Source organism: Plantactinospora sp. WMMC1484 (assembly GCF_049315195.1).
Taxonomy (GTDB): Bacteria; Actinomycetota; Actinomycetes; order Mycobacteriales; family Micromonosporaceae; genus Plantactinospora.
Window position 1 is genome coordinate 3794391 of the sequence record NZ_CP186055.1, and the last position, 21064, is coordinate 3815454.

General features: G+C 74.2%; 20 protein-coding genes. 15 read left to right on the forward strand and 5 right to left on the reverse strand.

Features of this window, described 5'->3' with window-relative positions; all coding sequences use genetic code 11:
* Positions 1–6: 6 nt before the first annotated feature.
* From uraD to ACN28C_RS16700, 14 genes are all read left to right on the forward strand, one after another.
* Positions 7–516 (forward strand): 2-oxo-4-hydroxy-4-carboxy-5-ureidoimidazoline decarboxylase, encoded by a 510-nt coding sequence (uraD, locus tag ACN28C_RS16635; protein WP_422774342.1) that lies wholly within the window; start codon positions 7–9, stop codon positions 514–516.
* Positions 513–896: a hydroxyisourate hydrolase gene (gene uraH, locus ACN28C_RS16640; RefSeq protein ID WP_422774343.1), complete on the forward strand. Its 384-nt coding sequence runs from the start codon at positions 513–515 to the stop codon at positions 894–896. The genes uraD and uraH overlap by 4 nt, the downstream gene beginning before the upstream one ends.
* A gap of 17 nt (positions 897–913) precedes the next feature.
* The gene (gene pucL / locus ACN28C_RS16645) at positions 914–1765 is read left to right on the forward strand and encodes a factor-independent urate hydroxylase (protein WP_422774344.1); all 852 of its coding nucleotides are present in this window, start codon (positions 914–916) and stop codon (positions 1763–1765) included.
* Positions 1765–2631, forward strand: a complete 867-nt coding sequence (locus tag ACN28C_RS16650; protein ID WP_422774345.1) for an FAD binding domain-containing protein — start codon at positions 1765–1767, stop codon at positions 2629–2631. The genes pucL and ACN28C_RS16650 overlap by 1 nt, the downstream gene beginning before the upstream one ends.
* Complete coding sequence (locus tag ACN28C_RS16655) at positions 2628–3101, forward strand: (2Fe-2S)-binding protein (RefSeq protein WP_422774346.1); 474 nt, start codon at positions 2628–2630, stop codon at positions 3099–3101. The genes ACN28C_RS16650 and ACN28C_RS16655 overlap by 4 nt, the downstream gene beginning before the upstream one ends.
* Positions 3098–4453: an 8-oxoguanine deaminase gene (locus ACN28C_RS16660; RefSeq protein ID WP_422774347.1), complete on the forward strand. Its 1356-nt coding sequence runs from the start codon at positions 3098–3100 to the stop codon at positions 4451–4453. Before ACN28C_RS16655 ends, ACN28C_RS16660 begins: the two co-directional genes overlap by 4 nt.
* Positions 4450–6867, forward strand: coding sequence for a xanthine dehydrogenase subunit D (gene pucD, locus ACN28C_RS16665; RefSeq protein WP_422774348.1), 2418 nt, complete (start codon positions 4450–4452; stop codon positions 6865–6867). Before ACN28C_RS16660 ends, pucD begins: the two co-directional genes overlap by 4 nt.
* Positions 6867–8054: a DUF6986 family protein gene (locus ACN28C_RS16670; protein WP_422774349.1), complete on the forward strand. Its 1188-nt coding sequence runs from the start codon at positions 6867–6869 to the stop codon at positions 8052–8054. The genes pucD and ACN28C_RS16670 overlap by 1 nt, the downstream gene beginning before the upstream one ends.
* Positions 8055–8123: 69 nt before the next feature.
* Complete coding sequence (gene allB, locus ACN28C_RS16675; protein ID WP_422774350.1) at positions 8124–9464, forward strand: allantoinase AllB; 1341 nt, start codon at positions 8124–8126, stop codon at positions 9462–9464.
* On the forward strand, positions 9461–10537 hold the full coding sequence (gene alc, locus ACN28C_RS16680) for an allantoicase (protein ID WP_422774351.1): 1077 nt from the start codon (positions 9461–9463) through the stop codon (positions 10535–10537). The genes allB and alc overlap by 4 nt, the downstream gene beginning before the upstream one ends.
* 128 nt (positions 10538–10665) lie before the next feature.
* On the forward strand, positions 10666–11328 hold the full coding sequence (locus ACN28C_RS16685; RefSeq protein ID WP_422774352.1) for a hypothetical protein: 663 nt from the start codon (positions 10666–10668) through the stop codon (positions 11326–11328).
* A gap of 61 nt (positions 11329–11389) precedes the next feature.
* On the forward strand, positions 11390–11596 hold the full coding sequence (locus tag ACN28C_RS16690) for a hypothetical protein (RefSeq protein ID WP_422774353.1): 207 nt from the start codon (positions 11390–11392) through the stop codon (positions 11594–11596).
* 370 nt (positions 11597–11966) lie between these two features.
* Complete coding sequence (locus ACN28C_RS16695; RefSeq protein WP_422774954.1) at positions 11967–12101, forward strand: hypothetical protein; 135 nt, start codon at positions 11967–11969, stop codon at positions 12099–12101.
* Positions 12102–12292: 191 nt separating this feature from the next.
* Positions 12293–12877 (forward strand): DUF1684 domain-containing protein, encoded by a 585-nt coding sequence (locus ACN28C_RS16700; protein WP_422774354.1) that lies wholly within the window; start codon positions 12293–12295, stop codon positions 12875–12877.
* A gap of 57 nt (positions 12878–12934) precedes the next feature.
* Here ACN28C_RS16700 and ACN28C_RS16705 read toward each other — a convergent pair whose 3' ends face one another.
* The 3 genes from ACN28C_RS16705 to ACN28C_RS16715 form a co-directional block, all read right to left on the reverse strand.
* Complete coding sequence (locus tag ACN28C_RS16705; protein WP_422774355.1) at positions 12935–13504, reverse strand: general stress protein; 570 nt, start codon at positions 13502–13504, stop codon at positions 12935–12937.
* 243 nt (positions 13505–13747) lie between these two features.
* The gene (locus ACN28C_RS16710; RefSeq protein WP_422774356.1) at positions 13748–14581 is read right to left on the reverse strand and encodes a helix-turn-helix domain-containing protein; all 834 of its coding nucleotides are present in this window, start codon (positions 14579–14581) and stop codon (positions 13748–13750) included.
* Positions 14582–14720: 139 nt separating this feature from the next.
* The gene (locus ACN28C_RS16715; protein WP_422774357.1) at positions 14721–16136 is read right to left on the reverse strand and encodes a glycoside hydrolase family 6 protein; all 1416 of its coding nucleotides are present in this window, start codon (positions 16134–16136) and stop codon (positions 14721–14723) included.
* Positions 16137–16472: 336 nt separating this feature from the next.
* On the opposite strand from ACN28C_RS16715, the gene ACN28C_RS16720 reads away from it, so the two are divergent.
* The gene (locus ACN28C_RS16720) at positions 16473–17462 is read left to right on the forward strand and encodes an anti-sigma factor RsbA family regulatory protein (RefSeq protein ID WP_422774358.1); all 990 of its coding nucleotides are present in this window, start codon (positions 16473–16475) and stop codon (positions 17460–17462) included.
* Positions 17463–17478: 16 nt separating this feature from the next.
* On the opposite strand, the gene ACN28C_RS16725 is transcribed toward ACN28C_RS16720, so the two are convergent.
* Together ACN28C_RS16725 and ACN28C_RS16730 are read right to left on the reverse strand one after the other, a co-directional pair.
* Positions 17479–18852: a cation:proton antiporter gene (locus ACN28C_RS16725; RefSeq protein ID WP_422774359.1), complete on the reverse strand. Its 1374-nt coding sequence runs from the start codon at positions 18850–18852 to the stop codon at positions 17479–17481.
* Positions 18853–18902: 50 nt separating this feature from the next.
* Entirely contained in the window at positions 18903–21059 is a 2157-nt protein-coding gene (locus ACN28C_RS16730; RefSeq protein WP_422774360.1) for a SpoIIE family protein phosphatase, read from the reverse strand.
* Positions 21060–21064: the final 5 nt, after the last annotated feature.

A 21064-nucleotide genomic window follows, 5' to 3' on the forward strand; every position in this document is an offset into this window, starting at 1 on the left:
TGATCGATGGCCAGCGTCAGCGCGGTGCTCGGCGAGTTCAACCGGCGCCCCGCCGCCGAGGTCGAGGCGGAACTGCTCGCCTGCTGCGCCGTACCGGACTTCGCCCGGACCGTGGCGACGGGGCGGCCGTACCCGGACGTCGAGGCGGCGGTGGCGGTGGCCGACGCCGCGCTGCGACGGCTGGACTGGCCGGGCGTGGCGCTGGCGCTGGCCGCGCACCCCCGGATCGGCGAGCGGCCGGCCGGCACCGGCCGGGAGGCCGCCTGGTCCCGCCGGGAACAGTCCGGAGTGGACCGTGCCGACCCGGAGGTCCGGGCCGCGCTCGTCCGGGCCAACCGGGAGTACGAGGAACGGTTCGGGCACATCTTCCTGATCGCCGCCAACGGCCGGACCGACGCCGAACTGCTCGCCGCCGCCTGGCGCCGGCTCGGCAACGACCCCGGTACCGAGCGCGAGGTGGTCCGGGAGGAACTACGGCAGATCGCGCTGCTCCGGCTGAGGAGGCTGCTCTCATGACCGACGACCGGGCGGACGCGCCGGACGGACTCGTCCGGATCTCGACCCACGTGCTGGACACCGTACGCGGCGAACCCGCTGGCGACATCCCGGTCCGGCTGGACCGCCGGGACAGCGGCGGCTGGACGGCGGTGGCGCAGGGCCGGACCGGCCCGGACGGTCGGCTGACCGACTGGACGCCACTGCTCGACCGGCTGCCGCTGCGGGGCTTCCAGGCCGGCGGCTATCGGCTGGTGTTCCAGGTGGAGCGCCACTACCCGCCCGGGGAGGCGTTCTTCCCCGAGATCATGGTCGCCTTCCAGGTCACCGAGCCGGACCGGCACCACCACGTGCCGCTGCTGCTCAGTCCGTACGGCTACACCACCTATCGCGGAAGCTGACGAGGGGAGTCGAGGCGGTGGCGATCGTGCTCGGAGCCAACCAGTACGGCAAGGCCGAGGTGCGGCTGGTCCGGGTGCGCCGGGACGGCCCCCGACACGAGCTGCGCGACCTGACCGTGAGCATCGCGCTCGCCGGTGACCTGGTCGAGGTGCACCGCAGCGGCGACAACGCGCACGTGCTGCCCACCGACTCGCAGAAGAACACCGTCTACGCCTTCGCCCGGGAGCACGGTGTCGACCAGGTCGAGGAGTTCGGGCTGCTGCTCGCCCGGCACTTCGTCGGGAGCGTCCCGGCGATCACCCGGGCCACGGTCCGGCTCGTCGAGCACGGCTGGCAGCGGCTCGGCCCGCACTCCTTCCAGGCCGACGGCGGTCAGTGCCGCACCGCCACGGTGACCGTGGACGGTGCGGGCACGACCGTCGAGTCCGGGCTGACCGGGCTGACGCTGCTGAACACCACCGACTCCGAGTTCAGGGGTTACCTGAGGGACACGTACACGACGCTGCCGGAGACCGACGACCGGATCCTGGCCACCGCCGTCGAGGCGCGGTGGCGGCACGGCGACACAGCGGCCGGGCCGCGTGACGGCCGGGACTGGGCGGCGTCGTACGCCGGGGTCCGGGCCGCACTGGTGGGTGCCTTCGTCGACACCTACAGCCGCTCCCTGCAACAGACCCTGTACGCGATGGGGCACCGGGTGCTGGCGGAGCGGCCGGAGATCGCCGAGATCCGACTGGCGCTGCCCAACCGGCACCACCTGCTGGTCGACCTGGGGCCGTTCGGGCTGGAGAACCCGGGCGAGGTCTTCGTGGCCACCGACCGGCCGTACGGGCTGATCGAGGCGACCGTGACCCGGGCGGAGCCGTGATGGAGTTCCTGCAACCGGAAAGCTGGGCGGAGGCGCTGGCCGCCCGGGCGGCGCATCCGGAGGCGCTGCCGGTGGCCGGCGGCACCGACGTGATGGTGGAGCTGAACTTCGCCCGCCGCCGTCCGCCGGCCCTGCTCGACCTGGGCCGGGTCGCCGGGCTTGCCGAGTGGGGCACCGAGGACGGCCGGCTGCGGCTCGGCGCCGGGGTGCCGTACCGGCGGATCGTCACCGAGCTGGCCGGCCGGGCGCCGGGGCTGGCGATGGCGGCCCGCACCGTCGGCTCGGCGCAGATCCGCAACCGGGGCACCGTCGGCGGCAACCTCGGCTCGGCCTCGCCGGCCGGGGACGCGCTGCCGCCGCTGCTCGCCGCCGGGGCGCTGGTGGAGCTGGCCTCGGTCCGGGGCGTCCGGCGGGTGCCGGCCGCCGGCTTCTGCACCGGGCCGAAGCGCAGCATCCTCGCCCCGGACGAGCTGATCGCGGCGGTGCTGCTGCCGCCGGCCGGCGGGCCGGAGCAGTTCGCCAAGGTCGGCACCAGGAACGCGATGGTGATCGCGGTCTGCTCCTTCGCGCTGGCGCTGCGCCCGGCGGACCGGACGGTCGGCACCGGGATCGGCTCGGCGGCCCCGACGCCGCTGCGGGCGAAGGCGGCCGAGGAACTGCTCGGCGCCGAGCTGCCCTGGGCGGACCGGACCGCCCTGCCGGAGTCGCTGGCCCGGCGCTTCGGCGAGCTGGTCGCGGCGGCGGCCAGCCCGATCGACGACGTACGCGGCAGCGCCGCCTACCGCCGGCACGCGCTCGGCGTCCTGGCGCGGCGGGCGGTGCAGCGGGCGTGGGCGGCACACCGGCGAGAAGGGGGCGAGGGGTGAGGATCGAGTGCGTGGTCAACGGCGAGCCGCGTCGGGCCGACGACGTGTGGGCCGGGGAGAGCCTGCTGCACATGCTGCGGGAGCGGCTCGGCCTGCCGGGCGCCAAGAATGCCTGCGAGCAGGGCGAGTGCGGCTCCTGCACGGTCTATCTCGACGGCGAGCCGGTCTGCGCCTGCCTGGTGCCGGCCGGGCAGGCGCGGGGCCGCGAGGTGGTCACCGTGGAGGGGCTCGCCGCCGGGTCGGGCGACCTGCACCCGGTGCAGCGGGCGTTCGTCGCCGCCGGCGCCGTGCAGTGCGGATTCTGTACGCCGGGACTCGTCGTCGCCGTACACGACCTGCTGGCCCGGACACCGTCACCGGCCGACGCGGAGATCCGGGAGGCGCTCGCCGGAAACCTCTGCCGGTGCACCGGCTACGAGAAGATCCTGACGGCGGTACGGCTCGCCGCCGGTCGGCAGGACGAATCGTGATCGTCATCGAGAACTGCGCGGTCGCCACGGTCGACCCGGCCGGGACGGAGTACTCCGACGGGCACCTGGTGTTGGACGGCGGCCGGATCGTGGCGGTCGGCCCCGGCCACGCCCCCCGCTACCACCGCTCGGTACGCCGGATCGACGGCACCGGCTGCCTCGCCACGCCCGGCCTGGTCAACACGCACCACCACCTCTACCAGTGGGCGACCCGGGGCATGGCGCAGCAGTCCGACCTCTTCGGCTGGCTCACCGAACTCTATCCGGTCTGGGCCGGGCTGGAGGCCGAGGTGGTGGCCGCGACCACCGCCGCCGGGCTCGGCTGGCTGGCGCTGTCCGGCTGCACCACCAGCACCGACCACCACTACGTCTATCCGGCCGGCGCCGGTGACCTGATGGCGGCGCAGGTCGAGGCGGCCCGGGAGGTCGGACTGCGCTTCCACCCGTGCCGGGGGTCGATGGACCTCGGGGCGTCGTCGGGCGGGCTGCCGCCGGACACCATCGTCGAGGAGACCGAGGCGGCGCTCGCGGCCACCGAGGAGGCGATCGACCGCTACCACGATCCGGCGGACGAGGCGATGCTGCGGGTGGCGGTGGCGCCCTGCTCGCCGTTCAGCGTGACCGCCAAGCTGATGGCCGAGGCCGCCGCCCTGGCCCGGCGCCGGGGCGTACGGCTGCACACCCATCTCGCCGAGACCGTCGACGAGGAGGAGTACTGCCGGCAGACCCACGGCTGCACCCCGGTCGAGTACGCCGAACGGCTCGGTTGGCTCGGCCCGGACGTCTGGCTGGCGCACGGCGTACACCTGGACGACGCCGCGCTGGACGCGCTGGCCCGCAGCGGCACGGCGGTTGCGCACTGTCCCAGCTCGAACGGCCGGCTCGGTGCCGGCACGGCCCGGGTCCGGGAGCTGCTGGACCGGGGCGTGCCGGTGGGGCTCGGTGTGGACGGGCCGGCCTCGCAGGAGGCCGGCCAGCTCGGCGCGGAGCTGCGGCAGGCGCTCTACGCGGCCCGGCTGCGCGGCGGGGCGACGGCGCTGAGCGCGCGGGAGGCGCTGGCGCTCGGCACCATCGGCGGGGCCCGCTGCCTGGGCCGGGCCGACCAGCTCGGATCGCTGGAGGTCGGGAAGCTCGCCGACGTGGTGCTGTGGCGGCTCGACGGGCTCGGGCATGTCGGGATCGACGACCCGGTGGCCGCGCTGGTGTTCGGGCCGGTGGCGCCGGTGGATCTGTTGCTGGTCGGAGGTGAGGTCGTGGTGGACGACGGGGAGCTGCGGACCGTGGACTCGCGGGCGCTGGCGCGGGGGGTGCGGCGGGCGCACCGGACCCTGACCCGGAAGGCACGTCGGTGACCGGGCTGCCGGCCGGAGGTTCCGGCCGGCCGACGGGACAGCCACCGGTGGTCGCCCCCGAGCGGGAGCGCGAGGCCGGGGCTTCCGGGGGCGTGGTCGCGGCGGCCGTGGTCTCGGAGGGGATCGGGGCCAGTCCGGTGCGGCCGGACGCGGGGCTGAAGGTGCGCGGGGAGTTCGCGTTCTCGTCGGATCTGTGGGCCGAGGACATGCTCTGGGGAGTGACGCTGCGCAGTCCGCATCCGTCGGCGACGATCGAGCGGATCGACGTGGCCGCCGCCCTCGCCGTGCCGGGCGTGCACGCGGTGCTGACGGCGGAGGACGTGCCGGGTGACCCGCACTACGGGTTGGAGGTGGCGGATCAGCCGGTCCTCGCCGTCGACGAGATCTGCTACCGGGGGGAGCCGGTGGCTGTCGTGGCCGCCGATCATCCGGAGACAGCGCGGCGGGCGGCGGAGCGGATCGTGGTCGACTACGCGGTGCGGGAGCCGGTGACGGATCCGGAGACGGCGCTGGCGGAGGGGCGGCTGGTGCGGCACGTGCCGGTCCGGCGGGGTGATCCGGACGCGGTTGCCGAGGTGGTGGTGACCGGGGAGTACCGGGTGGGCATGCAGGACCAGGCGTTTCTCGGACCGGAGTCCGGGCTCGCGGTGCCGGCGCCGGACGGCGGTGTCGAGTTGTATGTCGCCACCCAGTGGCTGCACGCCGACCAGCGGCAGGTGGCCGCGGCGTTGGGATTGCCGGCCGAGTTGGTCCGGCTCAGCCTGGCCGGCGTGGGCGGGGCGTTCGGCGCCCGGGAGGACCTGTCGATGCAGGTGCACGCCAGCCTGCTGGCGCTGCGCACGGGGCGGCCGGTCAAGATGGTCTACGGCCGGGAGGAGTCGTTCGTCGGGCACGTGCACCGGCATCCGGCGATCCTCCGGTACGAACACGGCGCGACCCGGGACGGGAAGCTGGTCTACGTGCGGGCCCGGATCCTGCTGGACGGCGGGGCGTACACGTCGACGACTCCGGCGGTGGTGGCGAACGCGGCCACGCTGGGGATCGGGCCGTACCGGGTGCCGAACGTGACCGTGGACGCGTACGGAGTGCGCACCAACAACCCACCGTGCGGGGCGATGCGCGGGTTCGGGGCGGTGCAGGCCTGCTTCGGCTACGAGTCCCAGATGGACCGGCTGGCGGCGGCGGTCGGGCTGGACCCGGTGGAGCTGCGGGTCCGCAACGCCCTGGCCGAGGGCGGGACGATGCCGACCGGGCAGCTGGTGGAGGGGCCGGCGCCGGTGGCCCGGCTGCTGGAACTGGTCCGGGACCGGCCGGCGCCGCCACCGGCCGAGGACGACCTGCGGCAGCTTCCGGGCGGGGTGGCGAACACGACCACGGCCGAGCAGGTGGTGCGGGGGGTCGGGTACGCGATCGGGATCAAGAACGTCTGCTTCTCGGAGGGGTTCGACGACTACGCGACCGCCCGGGTCCGGCTGGAGCTGATCGGCGGCGAGCCGACCGCGCTGGTGCACACCGCCGCCGCCGAGGTGGGTCAGGGGCTGGTCACGGTGCAGGCGCAGATCGCCCGCAGCGAGCTGGGGGTCGAGCGGGTGGTGGTGGCGACCGCCGACACGAGCGTGGGGAGCGCGGGGTCGTCGTCGGCGTCCCGGCAGACGTACATGACCGGGGGTGCGGTGCGCGCGGCCTGCCGGGCGGTCCGGGACGCGCTGCTGCACCGGCTGCCCGGTGGTGGTCTTGCCGACGGGGGCGGGGGAGTCGCCGGAGTCGACGGGGTCGGCGTTGCCGGTGGGGTCGACGGAGGTGGGCTGGAGCTGGTCGGCGGGGTGGTGCGGGACGGTGCGGGGCAGGTGCTCGGGTCGCTGGTCGAGCTGTTGGCGGGCGGAGCGGTGGAGGAGACGGTGCGGTGGCGGCACCGGCCGACCCGGCCGCTGGATCCGGTGACCGGGCAGGGCGACGCGCACGTCCAGTACGCCTTCGCCGCGCACCGGGCCACCGTCGACGTCGACCCGGAACTCGGGCTGGTCCGGGTGGTGGAGATCGCCACCGCCCAGGACGTGGGCCGGGCGATCAACCCGCAGGCGGTGGTCGGCCAGATCCAGGGCGGCACCGCGCAGGGGCTCGGGCTGGCGCTGATGGAGGAGATCCAGGTCGTTGACGGGGTGATCCGGAACCCGTCCTTCACCGACTACCTGATCCCGACGATCCTGGACGTGCCGCCGATGGCGGTGGACGTGCTGGAGCTCGCCGACCCGCACGCGCCGTACGGGCTGCGCGGGGTGGGTGAGCCGCCGACCATCTCGGCCACCCCGGCGATCGTCGCGGCGATCCGGGCGGCGACCGGGATCCCGCTGACCCGGGTGCCGGTCCGGCCCGAGCACCTGACCGGGACCGAACAGCCGAGCGGGACCGGCTGATGGGGCGCCTGCCGGAGGCGGTGCAGGCGGAGCTGGCCGAGCGGCTCGACCCGGTCGACGCCGAGCTGGGCCGCCGCTATCCGGGCCGACGGCCGGGCCGGCAGCCGGTGCACACCGTCTACGTGCCGGCGGACCGCTGCCATGCCGGGCTGGTGCCGGAGTGGGGCGCGCTGGCCCTGGCCGCGATCGTCGACCATCCGCCCCGGCCGTACCCGGGCGAGCTGCACGACCTGGTGACCGGGAAGCTGCGCCGGGAGCCGATCGAGGACCTGCGGATCGACTTCGAGGACGGCTACGGGGTACGCGACGATTCGACCGAGGACGCGGCGGCGCGGGCGGCGGCGCGGGCGCTGCGGGCCGGGCTGGAGACACCGTTCGCCGGAGTGCGGATCAAGAGCCTGACCGGGCCGGTACGGCGGCGGGCCGTCCGCACCCTGGACGTCTTCCTCGACGCGCTGCTGGACGGCGCCGCCGCGCCGCCCCGGAGCGGCCGGTTCGTGGTCACCCTGCCGAAGGTGAGCGTGCCGGCGCAGGTCGAGGCGATGGTGCTGCTCTGCGAGCGGCTGGAGACCGCGTACGGGCTGCCGGCGGGTTGGCTGCGCTTCGAGGTGCAGGTCGAGACGCCGGCCGCGATCCTCGGCCCGGAGGGGCTGGCCACCCCGGGACGGCTGATCGGGGCGGCGGCCGGACGCTGCGCCGGGCTGCACTACGGCACCTACGACTACAGCGCCGCCTGCGGGATCGCTGCCGCGCAGCAGAGCCTGGCGCATCCGGCCGCCGACTTCGCCAAGGCGGTGCTGCAGGTGGCCGCCGCCGAGACCGGGGTCTGGCTCTCCGACGGTTCGACGAACGTGCTGCCGGTCGGCGACACCGCCGCCGTCCAGGCCGGCTGGACGGAGCACGCCCGGCTGGTCCGGCGGTCCCTGGAACGCGGCTACTACCAGGGCTGGGACCTGCATCCGGCGCAGTTGCCGACCCGGTTCGCCACCACCTACGCCTTCTTCCGGGACGGGCGGGTGGCGGCGGTGGGGCGGCTGCGGGCGTACCTGGAGCGGCGGTCGGCGGGGATCCTGGACGAGCCGGCCACGGCGCGGGCGCTCGCCGGGTACCTGCTGCGCGGGCTGGACTGCGGCGCGCTGACCGAGGCGGAGACCGGCTTCGACCGGGCCGCCCTGGCGGCGCTCTGACCGTGCCGGCCGGAAGCGGTGGTCCGGACCGGGCCGGCCGGTGACGGCCGTGCGGAGAGGGAGAGCGGAATGAGCGGGTACGACCTGGTGCTGCGGTCCCGGCGGGCGGTGCTGCCCGACGGGGAGCGGCCGGCCGCGGTCTGCGTACGCGACGGCCGGATCGCCGCCGTGGTCGGCTACGACGAGGTCCCCGGCACCGACCTCGGCGAGCTGGCCCTGCTGCCGGGGCTGGTGGACACGCACGTGCACGTCAACGAGCCGGGCCGGACCGAGTGGGAGGGCTTCGCCTCCGCCACCCGGGCGGCGCTGGCCGGCGGGGTCACCACGATCGTCGACATGCCGCTCAACTCGGTGCCGCCGACCGTCAGCGTGCCGGCGCTGCACCGCAAGCAGGACGCGGCGCGCGGGCGGTGCCGCGTCGACGTCGGCTTCTGGGGCGGTGCCGTGCCGGAGCATCTGGACGACCTGCCGGCGCTGCACGCCGCCGGAGTCTTCGGGTTCAAGGCCTTCCTGGTCGACTCGGGTGTGCCGGAGTTCCCGCCGCTGGATCCGGCCGGGCTGGAGCGGGCGCTGGCGGCCGTCGACGCGCTCTTCCTGGTGCACGCCGAGGACCCGGCCGGGATCGGCGCCGCCCCGCCGTCGGTCCGGTACGCCGACTTCCTCGACTCCCGGCCGCCGGTCGCCGAGCGGCGGGCGGTCGAGACCGTACTGGCGGCGGCCCGCCGGACCGACCGGCGGGTGCACATACTGCACCTGTCGGCCGCCGGGGCGCTGCCGGCGATCGCCGCCGCCCGCGCCGACGGCGTACGGGTGACCGTGGAGACCTGCCCGCACTACCTGACCCTGGACGCCGCCGAGGTACCGGACGGGGCGACCGAGTTCAAGTGCTGCCCGCCGATCCGGGACGCGGAGAACCGGGCGGCGCTCTGGGCCGGCCTGACGGACGGGTTGATCGACTGCGTGGTCTCGGACCACTCGCCGTGCCTGCCGGAGCTGAAGCGGCGCGACAGCGGAGACTTCGGTGCGGCCTGGGGCGGGATCGCCTCGGTGCAGCTCGGGCTGCCGGCGGTCTGGACCGAGGCCCGGCGGCGCGGCCACGGCCTCGCCGAGCTGGTGCGCTGGATGGCGCGGCGGCCGGCCGAGATCGCCGGCCTGGCCGGCAAGGGCGGGCTCCGGGTCGGTGCCGACGCCGACCTGGTGGCGTTCGATCCCGACGCGGAGTTCACCGTCGAGCCGGACCGGCTGCTGCACCGGCACCCGGTCACCCCGTACGCCGGCCGTCGGCTGGCCGGGGTGGTCCGGGCGACGTGGCTGCGGGGGGAGCCGGTCGGCCCGGCGGATCCACCCCGGGGCCGGCTGCTGCGGCGGCACGACCAGTGGCCCGCCGTCCCGGGAAAGGAAGGGGAATGACGACCTTCATCGACCTGCCCGATCTGGCGTCCCGGTTGCTCGGCGGCGGGGTGGTGGCGGCCAACGACGAGTTCTTCGCCGCCCGGGACAACCTGGTCACCCCCGAACCGCCGACCTTCGTCGCCGGCACCTTCGGCGCCAAGGGCCAGGTGTACGACGGCTGGGAGACGCGCCGGCGCCGGGAGCCCGGGCACGACTACGCGATCGTCCGGCTGGGTGCGCCGGGCACCGTGGCGGGGGTGGTGGTGGACACGTCGTTCTTCGTCGGCAACTATCCGCCGTACGCCTCGGTGGAGGCGTGCGGGCTGCCGGGTTACCCCGGTCCGGTGGAGCTGCTGGCGGCGGACTGGGTCACCCTGGTGCCCCGGGCACCGCTGCTCGGCGACAGCCGCAACCTCTTCGAGGTGCACGACGAGCAGCGCTACACGCACGTACGGCTGCGGATCTACCCCGACGGCGGGGTGGCCCGGCTGCGGGTGCACGGTGTGGTCGTACCCGATCCGATGCTCTTTCCGGACGGGCAGCTCGATCTCGCGGCACTGGAGCACGGCGGCCTGGTCGTCGGGTGCAGCGACATGTTCTACGGCGCGCCGCAGCAGCTCATCGCGCCCGGACTGGCCCGCAGCATGGGGGAGGGCTGGGAGACCGCCCGGCGCCGCGACGATGGCAACGACTGGGTCCGGGTCCGGCTCGCCGCCCCGGGGCAGATCCGGCAGGTGGAGCTGGACACCAGCCACTTCAAGGGCAACGCACCTGGTGCGGCGGCGCTACGCGGGATCGACGCCCGGGCGGCCGACCCGGCGGACCAGGCCGCCTGGTTCGAGATCCTGCCGCGTACCCGGGTGCAGCCGGACACCCGGCACCGCTTTCCGGTCGACGCGGTGCCGACCGCTACCGAGGTCCGGTTGGACATCTTCCCGGACGGCGGCATGGCCCGGCTCCGGCTGCCCGGCCGGATCGCCCCGACCGACCTGGGCCGGCTGCGGCGGCGCTGGTCGGAGTCGCTGCCGGCGGCGCACGCCCGGCAGGTGGGCCCCGCCGGGACCCGGCCGGCGGGCGCCTGGTGGCCGTGATCCGGGTACGGCCGGACCGGTGCAGGTGACTGTCGACTTTCCGTCTTGGCTGCCGCCAGGGCCGTCTTGTCTGGACCCGGGGCCGGTCGTAGCGTCGCGGCTATCCCGCCGATGCGACAGGAGCCCTGTTGAGCCAGCCTGTTCCGCCTCAGTTGGTCGTGCACTGCCGGATGCTCCACTTCGGCTGGCTACCGGCGGATCCGGAGGCGGTCGCGGCGACGGTGCCGCCGGGGCTGCGGCTGCGGGACGACCGGCGGGTCTTCCTCCAGCAGTACGTCGTGGACGACGCGGTCCAGACCTCCGGGCTCGACAGCTACTCGGCGACCGGACTCGGCCCCGAACTCGACCTGCCCGACTCGGGTGCGGCCCGCTGGTACACCCAGCACCTCAGTTCGAGCCCGCTCGCCCAGGCCCAGGCTGCGGTACGCGGTGTGCCGGCCGGCGCCGGCCGGACCACCATCGAGATCACCGGTCAGGCGCTGGTGGCGGTGGCCGAGGTCGACGGGGCCGCCCTGATTCGCACCACGGCCCGGATCGGCCGGCAGGTCACCCGGGTCTACCGGGGCCACACCCGCTACGTCAGCCGGCTCGGCGACCGGCTCACCGGCGCCTGCTGCCCGTACGTCTTCGAACCGGTGACCCCGTTCGAGATCGAGTCGGTGGAGTTCCTCGCCCCGGACCACCCCGTCTTCGCGCTCCGTCCGGCCAATCCGTTGGAGTTGCTGTGGGGTTTCTACTCGCCACGCTCGTCGTTCGCGCTGCCGGGCAGCGAGGGCTGGAGCCGGTACTGAGGCGCCGGAGCGGACCCGGCGGTGAGCCGAGGTCCGGGCCCGCCGCCCGCCCGGACCGGCGATGACCCCGGCGGAGGAGCTGCGGGCCAGGTACGTCGACGGCCTGCGCCGCGACGGCCTGCTCGGCGACAACCTGGTGCGGGCGTTCGTCACCGGACGTGGTGGAGCGGGACCGGCGGGCCACCTTCTCAGCCGGTCCGCCCGGCTGGTCCCGGCCGGCGAGCCCGACCAGCCGATCCTGGTACCGACCGCCTGGATCCGACGCTGAGGCCCGTTCGGCTCAGCGGTCCGACCGGCCTCTCTTGCCACGGCGGCCCCACCGGGCACCGTCGGCTCACCGGTCCCGGAGGTCGGGGCGGGGCAGGCTACCTGGCAATCGGGTCGCCCCGGCGGGTTTCCGATGGGCCAGAGCGGCAACTCCGATGTCGGGTTGCCCCGGACCGCGCGCCGGTGGGGGCGGTGCCACCACACGGCTCCCGGCAGCCCTGGCGGGTGCCCCCCGGGTTTCCCGCCGTGCGGGCGACCGGCGGCCGTTACCTGTCTGCGAGCCGGAGCTGGTGTACGCGCCACAGGCGCCGAAGCCGGTACGCCGACGGTCGTCCCGCCGTTCGTAGAGGCGACGACCAGGGGAGGGCAGCATGTCCGGCGAGCTCATGGATGCGGAGCGGGAACAACCGGCGAAGGTGGCGGTCGAGAGTGAGCGCGGCGCGCTGGTCGCGGTGCTGGTGATGGTCGTGCTCGGCGTGGTCGGCATCTTCGCGGTATCCACCTGAGCAGTCCGTACGGGCCGGTCCCCGCTCGCCCCGGCCAGCAGGTCCACGCCGGGACGACGCCTCCGGCGTCCGGGTCAGTCCGGAGCGGGGATGCGGGCCGCGGGGGCGGAGCGGGCGGGTCGCCGGACGTGACGAGTGATGGCGGGGCGGTCCGGCGACCGGGAAAACGCTGCCGCACTAGGCTGGTCCGAATGGAGGAACTGGAGCTGGCGGACTGGCGCGAGCAGGTGACCCGGCTCTACCTGTCCGACCTTGACCTGCTGGGATTCCGCGCGGCCCGGGACGCGCTCTTCGCCGGCCATCCCCAGTCACCGGTCCCGGTGGCGGAGCGGGGCCGCTTCACCGGCCTGCGGTACTTCCCGCCGAACCCGGCGGCAGTGCTCGACGTGCCGGTACGCCCGGCGTCCGGCACGTCGACGATCGACACCGGCGCGCCGGACGGTGTGGTGCGCTACCGTCGCTCGGGCATCGCGGAGACCCCGTGGGGGCCGCTGACCCTCTGGTGGATCGAGGCGTACGGCGGCGGGCTCTTCCTCCCGTTCCGGGACGGCACCGCCGGCCGGGAGACCTACGGCGGCGGGCGCTATCTGACCGACACGGTCAAGGGCACCTACGGCCGGGGTCTGACCGTGTTGCCCGGTGGCCGGCTCCGGCTGGACTTCAACTACGCCTACAACGCGTCCTGCGCCTACGACGACCGGTGGGCCTGCCCACTGGCGCCCGAGGAGAACCGGATCACCGCGCCGATCCGGGCCGGCGAGCGCGTCTACCACTGAACTCGCCGGCCCCGCAGATCGTCGCCGAGTCCGGACCGGGCGTGTTGCCGGTGCCCGTCAGCCGGTGGCCCCGGCGGGCCGCTGGCCCGGCCAGTTCATCCGGCTGATCACCTGCCGCGCCTGGTCGGCGAAGGTCGCGTCGACGGTCACCGCGTACTGGTTGGCCCGCAGACTGCTGGCCGAGGTGAAGTCGCGTCGGCCTCCGCTCATGGCGTGGGCGATGGCCCCGAAGATCGCACCCCAGACCGCACCGATGGCCAGGCCGACGAGGATCACCGCCCACCAGTTGCCGACCGTGAAGATGCCGAAGAGCAGGCCGATGAAGAGCCCGAACCAGGCACCGGTGGCGGCACCGGCCAGGGCGGCCCGGCCGGTCGTCATCCGGCCGAGGACGGTTTCGACGAGGGTCAGGTCGGTGCCGACGATAGCGGCGCGTTCGACCGGAAACTGGTTGTCGGAGAGGAAATCCACTGTGTACTGCGCCGATGGGTAGTCCGGGTACGAGGCGATGGTCACCGTGGCCCGGCCGGGCTCGGTGCCGTCGCCACTGCTCGGCGCTCTGGACTGGTCGCCGGACGGACCGGCGGGCAGGTTGTTCCCGCCGCTGACACCCGGCACACCGGACATACCAGATCGCCATGTCGTCGTCGGGTTTCTGGACATCAGAAATCAGCCTCCTTCGTCACGGCTCGAATCCCCGCCTGCTGACTCGGGTAACCCGGACCGGGGACCACTAAACTGCGGGGCGGTATCTAGCCCGATGTCCGATTCTCGGCCGCTCTGCGGTGCTGGCTGCCGCCGGCCCCTGGTCGGCCGGGCGTCAGGGGGCGCACGAACGCGACCAAGGCGGGTGCGGTGGCCGGCCCCGGCTCAGCGGGCGCTGGCGCTTCCCACCCGCCACTCCCGCTCCGCGGTCGCGGCGACCTCCGCCGCCGTGGCCTCGTCGAGCGGGAAGAAGGACTCTACGGAGAGTTCCGCCACTGTTACGTCGCGTGGGGTGCCGAAGGTCAGCACCGTACCGAAGAAGGCGAGTTCCCGGCCGTCGTCCCGGATCCGCAACGGCACCACCACCTCGCCCGTCCCCGGGATCTCCACCTCCGGCTCCGGCTGGTCACAGGGGTACGCCCGAAGCTCGTCGTAGAGGTCGGCCAGCTCGGAGTCCCCACTCTGTGCCACCTGCCGGCGGAGCCGGCCGAGTAGATGGGCGCGCCACTCGCCGAGGTTGACGATCCGGGCGGCCATCCCGGCCGGATGCAGGGCCAGCCGGAGGGCATTGATCGGCGGGGTGAGCAGGGGCGCGGCCACGCCCGCGGTGAACAGGCCGATGCTGGCGTTCGCCTCGACCACACACCAGGCCCGGTCGACGGCGACGGCCGGGTAGGGCTGGTGGGCGGCGAGAACCTGCCGGACCGCCGTGCGGACCGGGGCGAGCCCGGGGGAGTCCAGCGGCGTGCGGGGATAGATCGGAGCATATCCGGCGGCCAGCAGTAGCTGGTTGCGCTCGCGCAGCGGTACGTCGAGCTGCTCGGCGAGCCGGAGCACCATGTCACGGCTCGGCATCGCCCGGCCGGTCTCCACGAAACTGAGATGGCGGGTGGAGATCTCCGCCAGGATCGCGAGTTCGAGCTGGCTGAGCCGCCGCCGCTCCCGCCACCCGCGTAGTAGTTGGCCAACCGGTCGCTGCCGCTGTCCGGCGACCATCATCTCGTCACCACCATTCCGATCGTGCGGCCGGGTCGCTGGCGGGGAGCGGTCTGCCCGGCCGGGGCAGGGGCGATCCGTCCGGATGGCCGGGCCGCCGCCCGCGCGAGGCGGGACGGCGACCCGGCCGGAGGACGAGGCGTCAGCTCGTGGTGCAGGCGTTGCCGTTCAGGGTGTAGCCGGTCGGCGCGGAGAGCGTGCCGCTGTAGGTGCCCTGGAAGCCGACGCTGGTGGTGCCGCCGGTGGGCAACGACCCGTTCCAGGCCGCGTTGCCGACGGTTATCTGGGTGCCGGACTGGCTCCACACGCCGCTCCAGCCGTTGCTGAGCCGCACGTTGGAGCCGACGGTGAAGGTGAGGGTCCAGCCGTTGACGGCCGGACCGTTGTTCGTCACCCGGATGTCGGCGGTGAAGCCGCCGCTCCAGGAGTTGGCGCTGTAGCTCACCCGGCAGCTACCACTGGTCGGCGGGGTCGTGGGCGGTGGGGTGGTCGGCGGCACGGTGGTCGGCGGTGGGGTGGTCGGCGGCACGGTGGGTGGTGCCGTCGTCGGCGGCCTGGTGGTCGGCGGAACCGTGGGCGGGTTGGGAGCGGCGATCGCCAGGTCGTACGCCCGCTGCGGGACGAACTGGCCGGCGCCGGCGATGCAGCCGTCGGCCTCGCCCGGCAGCTTGATCCAGAGGAATGCGTCCACCGCCGGGTCGCCGGTCTCGGTGGTGCTGGCGGTGCCGATCGCCCGCCCAGCCGGGTCGCACCACTCGCCCCGGGGATCGGGGCCGTTGCCGTTCCGGCTGGTGTCGACCACGATCTTCAGGTTGGGTGCGCCGGTGGCCGCGACGACCGCCTTCGCATAGGTGACGGACTCGGCCGTGGTGCGGTAGTTGGAGACGTTGACCGAGATTCCGTCGGCGCTGTTCGCGATGTCCGCCGCGACCAGCCGGGAGGCCATGGCCGACGGGCTCAGCCAGGCGGAGTGCGCCGCGTCGAAATAGACCCGGGCCTGGCTGGATGCCGCCTTGAAGGCCCTGCCGGCGTACGCCATCGAGGCCTGCGTCTCGGCCTGCTGTGCTGAGCTCATGCAGTCCGACATCAGCGCCAGCACGTCGGGTTCGAGGATGATGCTGGCTGGCCGCCCGTTCAGGCCGCCGGCCACCTGGTCGACCCACTGCCGGTAAGCGGTGTGGTTGGGCAGGCCGCCGCTGCTGGCGCCGCTACAGTCCCGGTTGGGAATGTTGTAGACCACCAGGATCGGGATCTTTCCGGCTGCCGCGGCGGCACCGACGAAGGCGTCGACCTGGCCACGCACGGTGCCGGGGTTGTTCTGGGTGAACCACCGGCCCTGTGGGACACTGGCGATCCGGTCCCGGATGACAGCCGTCCGGGAGTCGTTGGGGTTGGCGGCCACCCAACGCGCGGCGCTGGTGTCCGGGTCGACGTAGAATGCCGAGTCGGCCGCCATGGCCGGAGTGGGATTCAACAGGCCGACACCGACCGCTGTCGTCGCGGCGAGTGCCGTGACGGCGACGGCACCGGCCGCGGCGAGCGCGGGTCTGAGGTGCATGCGGTACTCCCTTCGGGACGGTGGGAGATCGAGGGGCATCGCTGGAAGCGCTCCCATAGACATCGACCACGGTAAGGCCATGTTGCGTCCGTGTGAAGCCCCGGTTTCCGTTGCCGGCTATCGCCGCAGGTCACCGAGGTAGCTCTCCGGCCCGGTCCGGCGCGTCGCGGTCCGGCGCGTCGCGGTCTCCGCCGGATCCGAGTCGCGCCGACCGACCGACCGGCGGCGCGACCGACCGGCCGGCCAGCGTTGACTCTCCGTGGCGGCATGTTGCCAGCGCCACGTAGGCTGCCGGTCGGAGGTGCGGGTGGACGCGTCAGGGGTGGCCGGCGGGCTATGACATGGGAATCAGCCGCCTGGCCGGAGGCTGGATCGCTGCGGCACGACGCGCTCTTCTACCGGAGCGACGACGACTACGTCACCGGCATCAGGTCCTTTGTGGAGGCCGGTCTCGCTGCCGGCGAACCGGTCCTGATCGCGGTACCCGGAACCCGGCTCGACCTGCTGCGGGCGGCCCTCGGCGGCGGTGGCGAGCTGCGTTTCGTCGACATGGCCCGGGAGGGCCGCAACCCGGGGTGGATCATCCCGGGTGTACTGCACGCCTTCGCCGACGAGCACACCCCCGCCCGGGTACGCGTCGTGGGCGAGCCGGTCTGGCCCGGCCGGTCGGCGTTGGCCTACCCCGGGTGCGTACAACACGAGGCGCTGACCAACATCGCCCTCGCCGACCGGGCGATCAGCATCCTCTGCCCGTACGACTCCGTGCGGCTGGACGTCGATGTCATCGCCGACGCGGCAAGCACCCACCCGTACCTGATCCGCTGCGGCGACCGGCAGCCCAGCGTCGGGTACGGCCGGCCGGAGACCGTGGTCGACGCCTTCAACCAGCCCTTCCCGGCGCCGCCGCCGTCGGTCTCGACGCTCTTCTTCGAGGCCGACGGGCTCTCCGGGATGCGCGCGATGGTCGCCGCGCTGGCCCACGAGGCCGGCCTCGAGCGAGACCGGATCGAAGACCTGCGGGTCGCCGCGAACGAGATAGCCACCAACGCGGTGGTGCATTCCGGCGGGCCGGCGGCGGCCCGGGTCTGGGCAGACGAGGAGGGCCTGGTCTGCGAGATCATCGGCTCCAGCGTGCTCACCGACCGGCTCGCCGGCCGTCTCCCACCGTCGCCGGTCAGCGACACCGGGCGCGGTCTGTTGCTCGTCAACTACCTCTGCGACCTGGTCCAGGTGCACACCGACGCCACCTCGACCACGGTCCGGCTGCACATGCACCGGCGCGCGGGGCCGGCAGCGGGCCCCGTCGCCCCCACTGCCGGGACATGATCCGGCCCGGATGAGGTCAGACCCGGGCCGGCCCGTCCGGCGCTGCCGCCCCCCGACTCTCCGGCCCTGGGGAAGCGTCGTCGCTCGCCGAACCGTTGTCCTCTGCCGAACCGTGATCCCCTGCGGACTCGTCGTCCGGATCCGGAGCACCGGTGCGGTCCAGCCGCCGGTCCAGGAACTGCATCACCGGCGTGGCCGCCACACCGTGCACCACCACCGACACCACCACCGCCAGCCCGGCCGTGGCCCAGAGCAGGTCGGTCTGCGGAAAGTAGGCGTGCGTCGTGGCGTACCCGAGGTAGTAGAACGTGCCGACGCCCCGGATGCCGAAGAGCGCGATGACCCAGTGTTCGGCCGGCCTGCCCGGCGCCCCGATCAGGGCGAGGCGGCCGGTCAGCGGCCGGATGACGAAGATCAGCGCCAGCGCCACCACCACCGCCGGCCAGGTCAGCGGGGCCAGCAGCCCGGTGACCACGGCGCCGCCGAGCAGCAGCAACAGCAGCACCGTGAGTAGCCGCTCCACCTGCTCGGCGAAGTTGTGCAGCACCTGGTGGTACTCGTGCGACCGTTCCGCCGCCCGGATCGCCCGGGCGGTGGCGAAGACCGCGAGGAAGCCGTACCCGCCGACGAGCTCCACCAGGCCGTACGAGAGGAAGGTGGCGGCGAGCGCGAGAAAGCCCTCCGAGTGCCGGGCCAGCCGCAGGTGTTCCGAGCGGACCCGGAAGAAGAGCTTGCCCAGCAGCCAGCCCACCAGCACCCCGCCGGCCACGCCGAGCACGATCCGGTAGCCGACGTCGACGGTCAGCCACTCCGCCAGCCAGTCCCCGGGCGCCAGCCCGACGCCGGCGATGGCGATGGCGGCGTAGACGAACGGAAACGCGAGGCCGTCGTTCAGCCCCGCCTCCGAGGTCAGCGCGAACCGTACCTCGTCCTCGGAATCCTCGACATCGGTCGGCTCGCCGACCTGCACGTCCGAGGCGAGCACCGGATCGGTCGGTGCCAGCACGGCGGCGAGCAGCAACGCGGCGGCCGGCGCCAATCCCAGCCACCACCCGCCGAGTACGGCCACCGCCGCGATGCAGAGCGGCATCGCGACGGCGAGCAGCCGCCACGTCGACGACCAGCGCCGCCGCCCGAAGGGGCGGTCGATCTTCAGACCGGCGCCCATCAGGGCCACGATCACCCCGATCTCGGTGAGCTGGGTGGTGATCCCGGCGTACGTCAACGGACTCGGCTCGGGCAGCCCGAGCGGGAGGAGGAAGACGACCATACCGAGGCCGAGGAAGGCGATCGGCATGGAGAGCGGCCGGCGCTCCAGGACCCGGGGAAGGATGCCGGCGAGCAGGGCGCCTATGCCGATCAACGCGTACGCGGTGTCTGAGAGATCCACCCCGGCACCCTTTCCCCGCCGGGAGGATCCGCACGCCTGTCAGGATGCGGTCAGGTGCCCGGGTGCTCGTCGCCGCCGGCGTTGGCCGGGATCATCATCTCGAACCAGACCGTCGAGCCGCGTACCGTCGGGTCGGTCCCCCAGGCGTCGCTGAGCTGCTCGATCAGCCCGAGGCCCCGGCCCCGGCTGCTGAGTTTCTCGGTCCGGGCCGGAGCCACCGCGCCCCGGGTGCCGCTGTCGGCGACCGATACCAGCAACCGCTCCGGACTGAGGTCGATCTCCACCCGAGCGGCGGTGCCGGCGTGCAGCAGCGCGTTGGTGGTCAACTCGCTGGTGCAGAGCACCGCTGCGCCGACCACCTGCTCGGGCACGCCCCAGAGGTTCAGTTGTGCGGTCATCCAGTGCCGTACCCGCCCCGGAGCGGTCGGCTCCGCCGGGACCTCCATGCCGGCCGAGCGGCTCGGCGTACTCGCGTGTTCGACCGCGAGCACGGCGACGTCGTCCTCGGTGCTCCCCGGCACCGCGCCGGTGGCGAGCGCGCAGAGCGTGCGCGGGTCGCCGGTGGCCGACCCCGCCACCGCGCCGGCGAGCGCCGCGAAGCCGTCCGTCAGGCTCCGCTGCCGGCGCTCCACCACACCGTCGCTGAAGAGCAGCAGGGTGTCGCCCGGCGGCAGCTCCACGCTGACCGCCGACCGCCGGCCGGAGAGCCCGAGCGGCACCCCGGGCGGCACGTCGACATATCGGGCGGTGCCCGGCTGGCCGGGCGAGCCGCGCCGGATCAGCGGCGGGGGATGCCCGGCACTGGCCAGGGTCAACCGTTCCGCCTCCGGCTCGATCAGCCCGTAGACCACGGTGACGAAGAGTTCTTCGCTGCGCGCCTCCGCGCTCAGACTCGCCACCAACCGGTCCAGGCCGGCGAGCACCGGCACCGGATCGGGGTCGCTCAGCGCCAGCGCCCGCAGTGCGGCCCGGACCTGCCCCATCAGCGCGGCGGCCTGCACGTCGTGCCCGGCCACGTCGCCCAGGACCACCGCCAGCCGGCCGTCCGGCAGCGCGAAGGCGTCGTAGAAGTCACCACCGGCAGCGTTTCCGTCGACTCCGGCGTCGTAGCGGGCGGCGATCCGCAGCAGCGGCAGGTCCGGCAGGTGCTCCGGCAGCATGCTGCGTTGCAGCAGTTGCGCCGTGCCATGCTGGGTCTCGAACCGGCGGGCCCGCTCGGCGGCCTGTGCCACCAGCTCCGCCGAGGCGGCCAGCAGGGCGCGCTCGGCCGGTGGCCAGAAGTGCGGCTGTCGGTGGCCGACCGTCAGCCCGCCCCGCAGCGTCGCCGTACGCAGCGGCAGGGCTGCCAGGGCCCTGATCTTTTCGTCGTGCCGGTCGACGGCGCTGCGTAGCAGCGGCTGGCCGTCGCTGGCGAAGCTCGGCGTACCGCTGCCGGCGGTCACCACCAGCGGCGCCGGGGAGTCGGCCGGGTGCCGGCGCCACAGCGGCGGCAGCCGCTCGTCGGCCTCGTCCAGCATGTCGCCGCGGACCCGCCGGACCAGCCGCCACCCCGCCCCGTCGTCCACCCCGAACTCGACCTGGTCGGCGCCGAACGTCGAGACGGCGCTGCGCAGCGTCACCCGGGCGACGTCGTCGAGGGTCAGCGTCCCGGCCAGGGCCGAAGCCAACTCGCTGAGATTCTGCAGGCGCCGGGTCACCTGGGACGCCTCGGCGGCCACCGCGAGCACTCCGATAACGGTCCCGGCGGAGTCCCGGACCGGGGAGTAGCCGCGGATGAAGACCGAGTGGTCGGCCCGTCCGGGCTCGTCGCCGACCAACGGCAGCGTGCCCTCCTGTTCCAGGAACGGCTCGCCGGTCCGGTAGACCCGCTCGATCACGTCGCCGACGCCGGGGACGTCCCACACCTCGGCGAAGACCTCGGCGGCCGGCCGGCCGAACGCCTCGGGATGCCGGGCCGCGATCAGCTCGGCGAAGTCGTCGTTGTAGATCAGCGCGAGCTGCGCGCCGTAGGCCAGGGCCATCGGCATCGGGGCGGAGAAGACCAGATCCACCACCGCCCGCAGCGCCGGGTCCCAGTGGTCGGGCGGGCCCAGCGGGGTCTCCGGCCAGCCACGGTCGGCCGGTGGGCCGAGGGTGGGGCCTGGAGTCGGCAGCGCACCGGCCACGGTGGAGGGGGGAGCGGGTACCCGCCCGACCGTGCCTGGCATGTCAG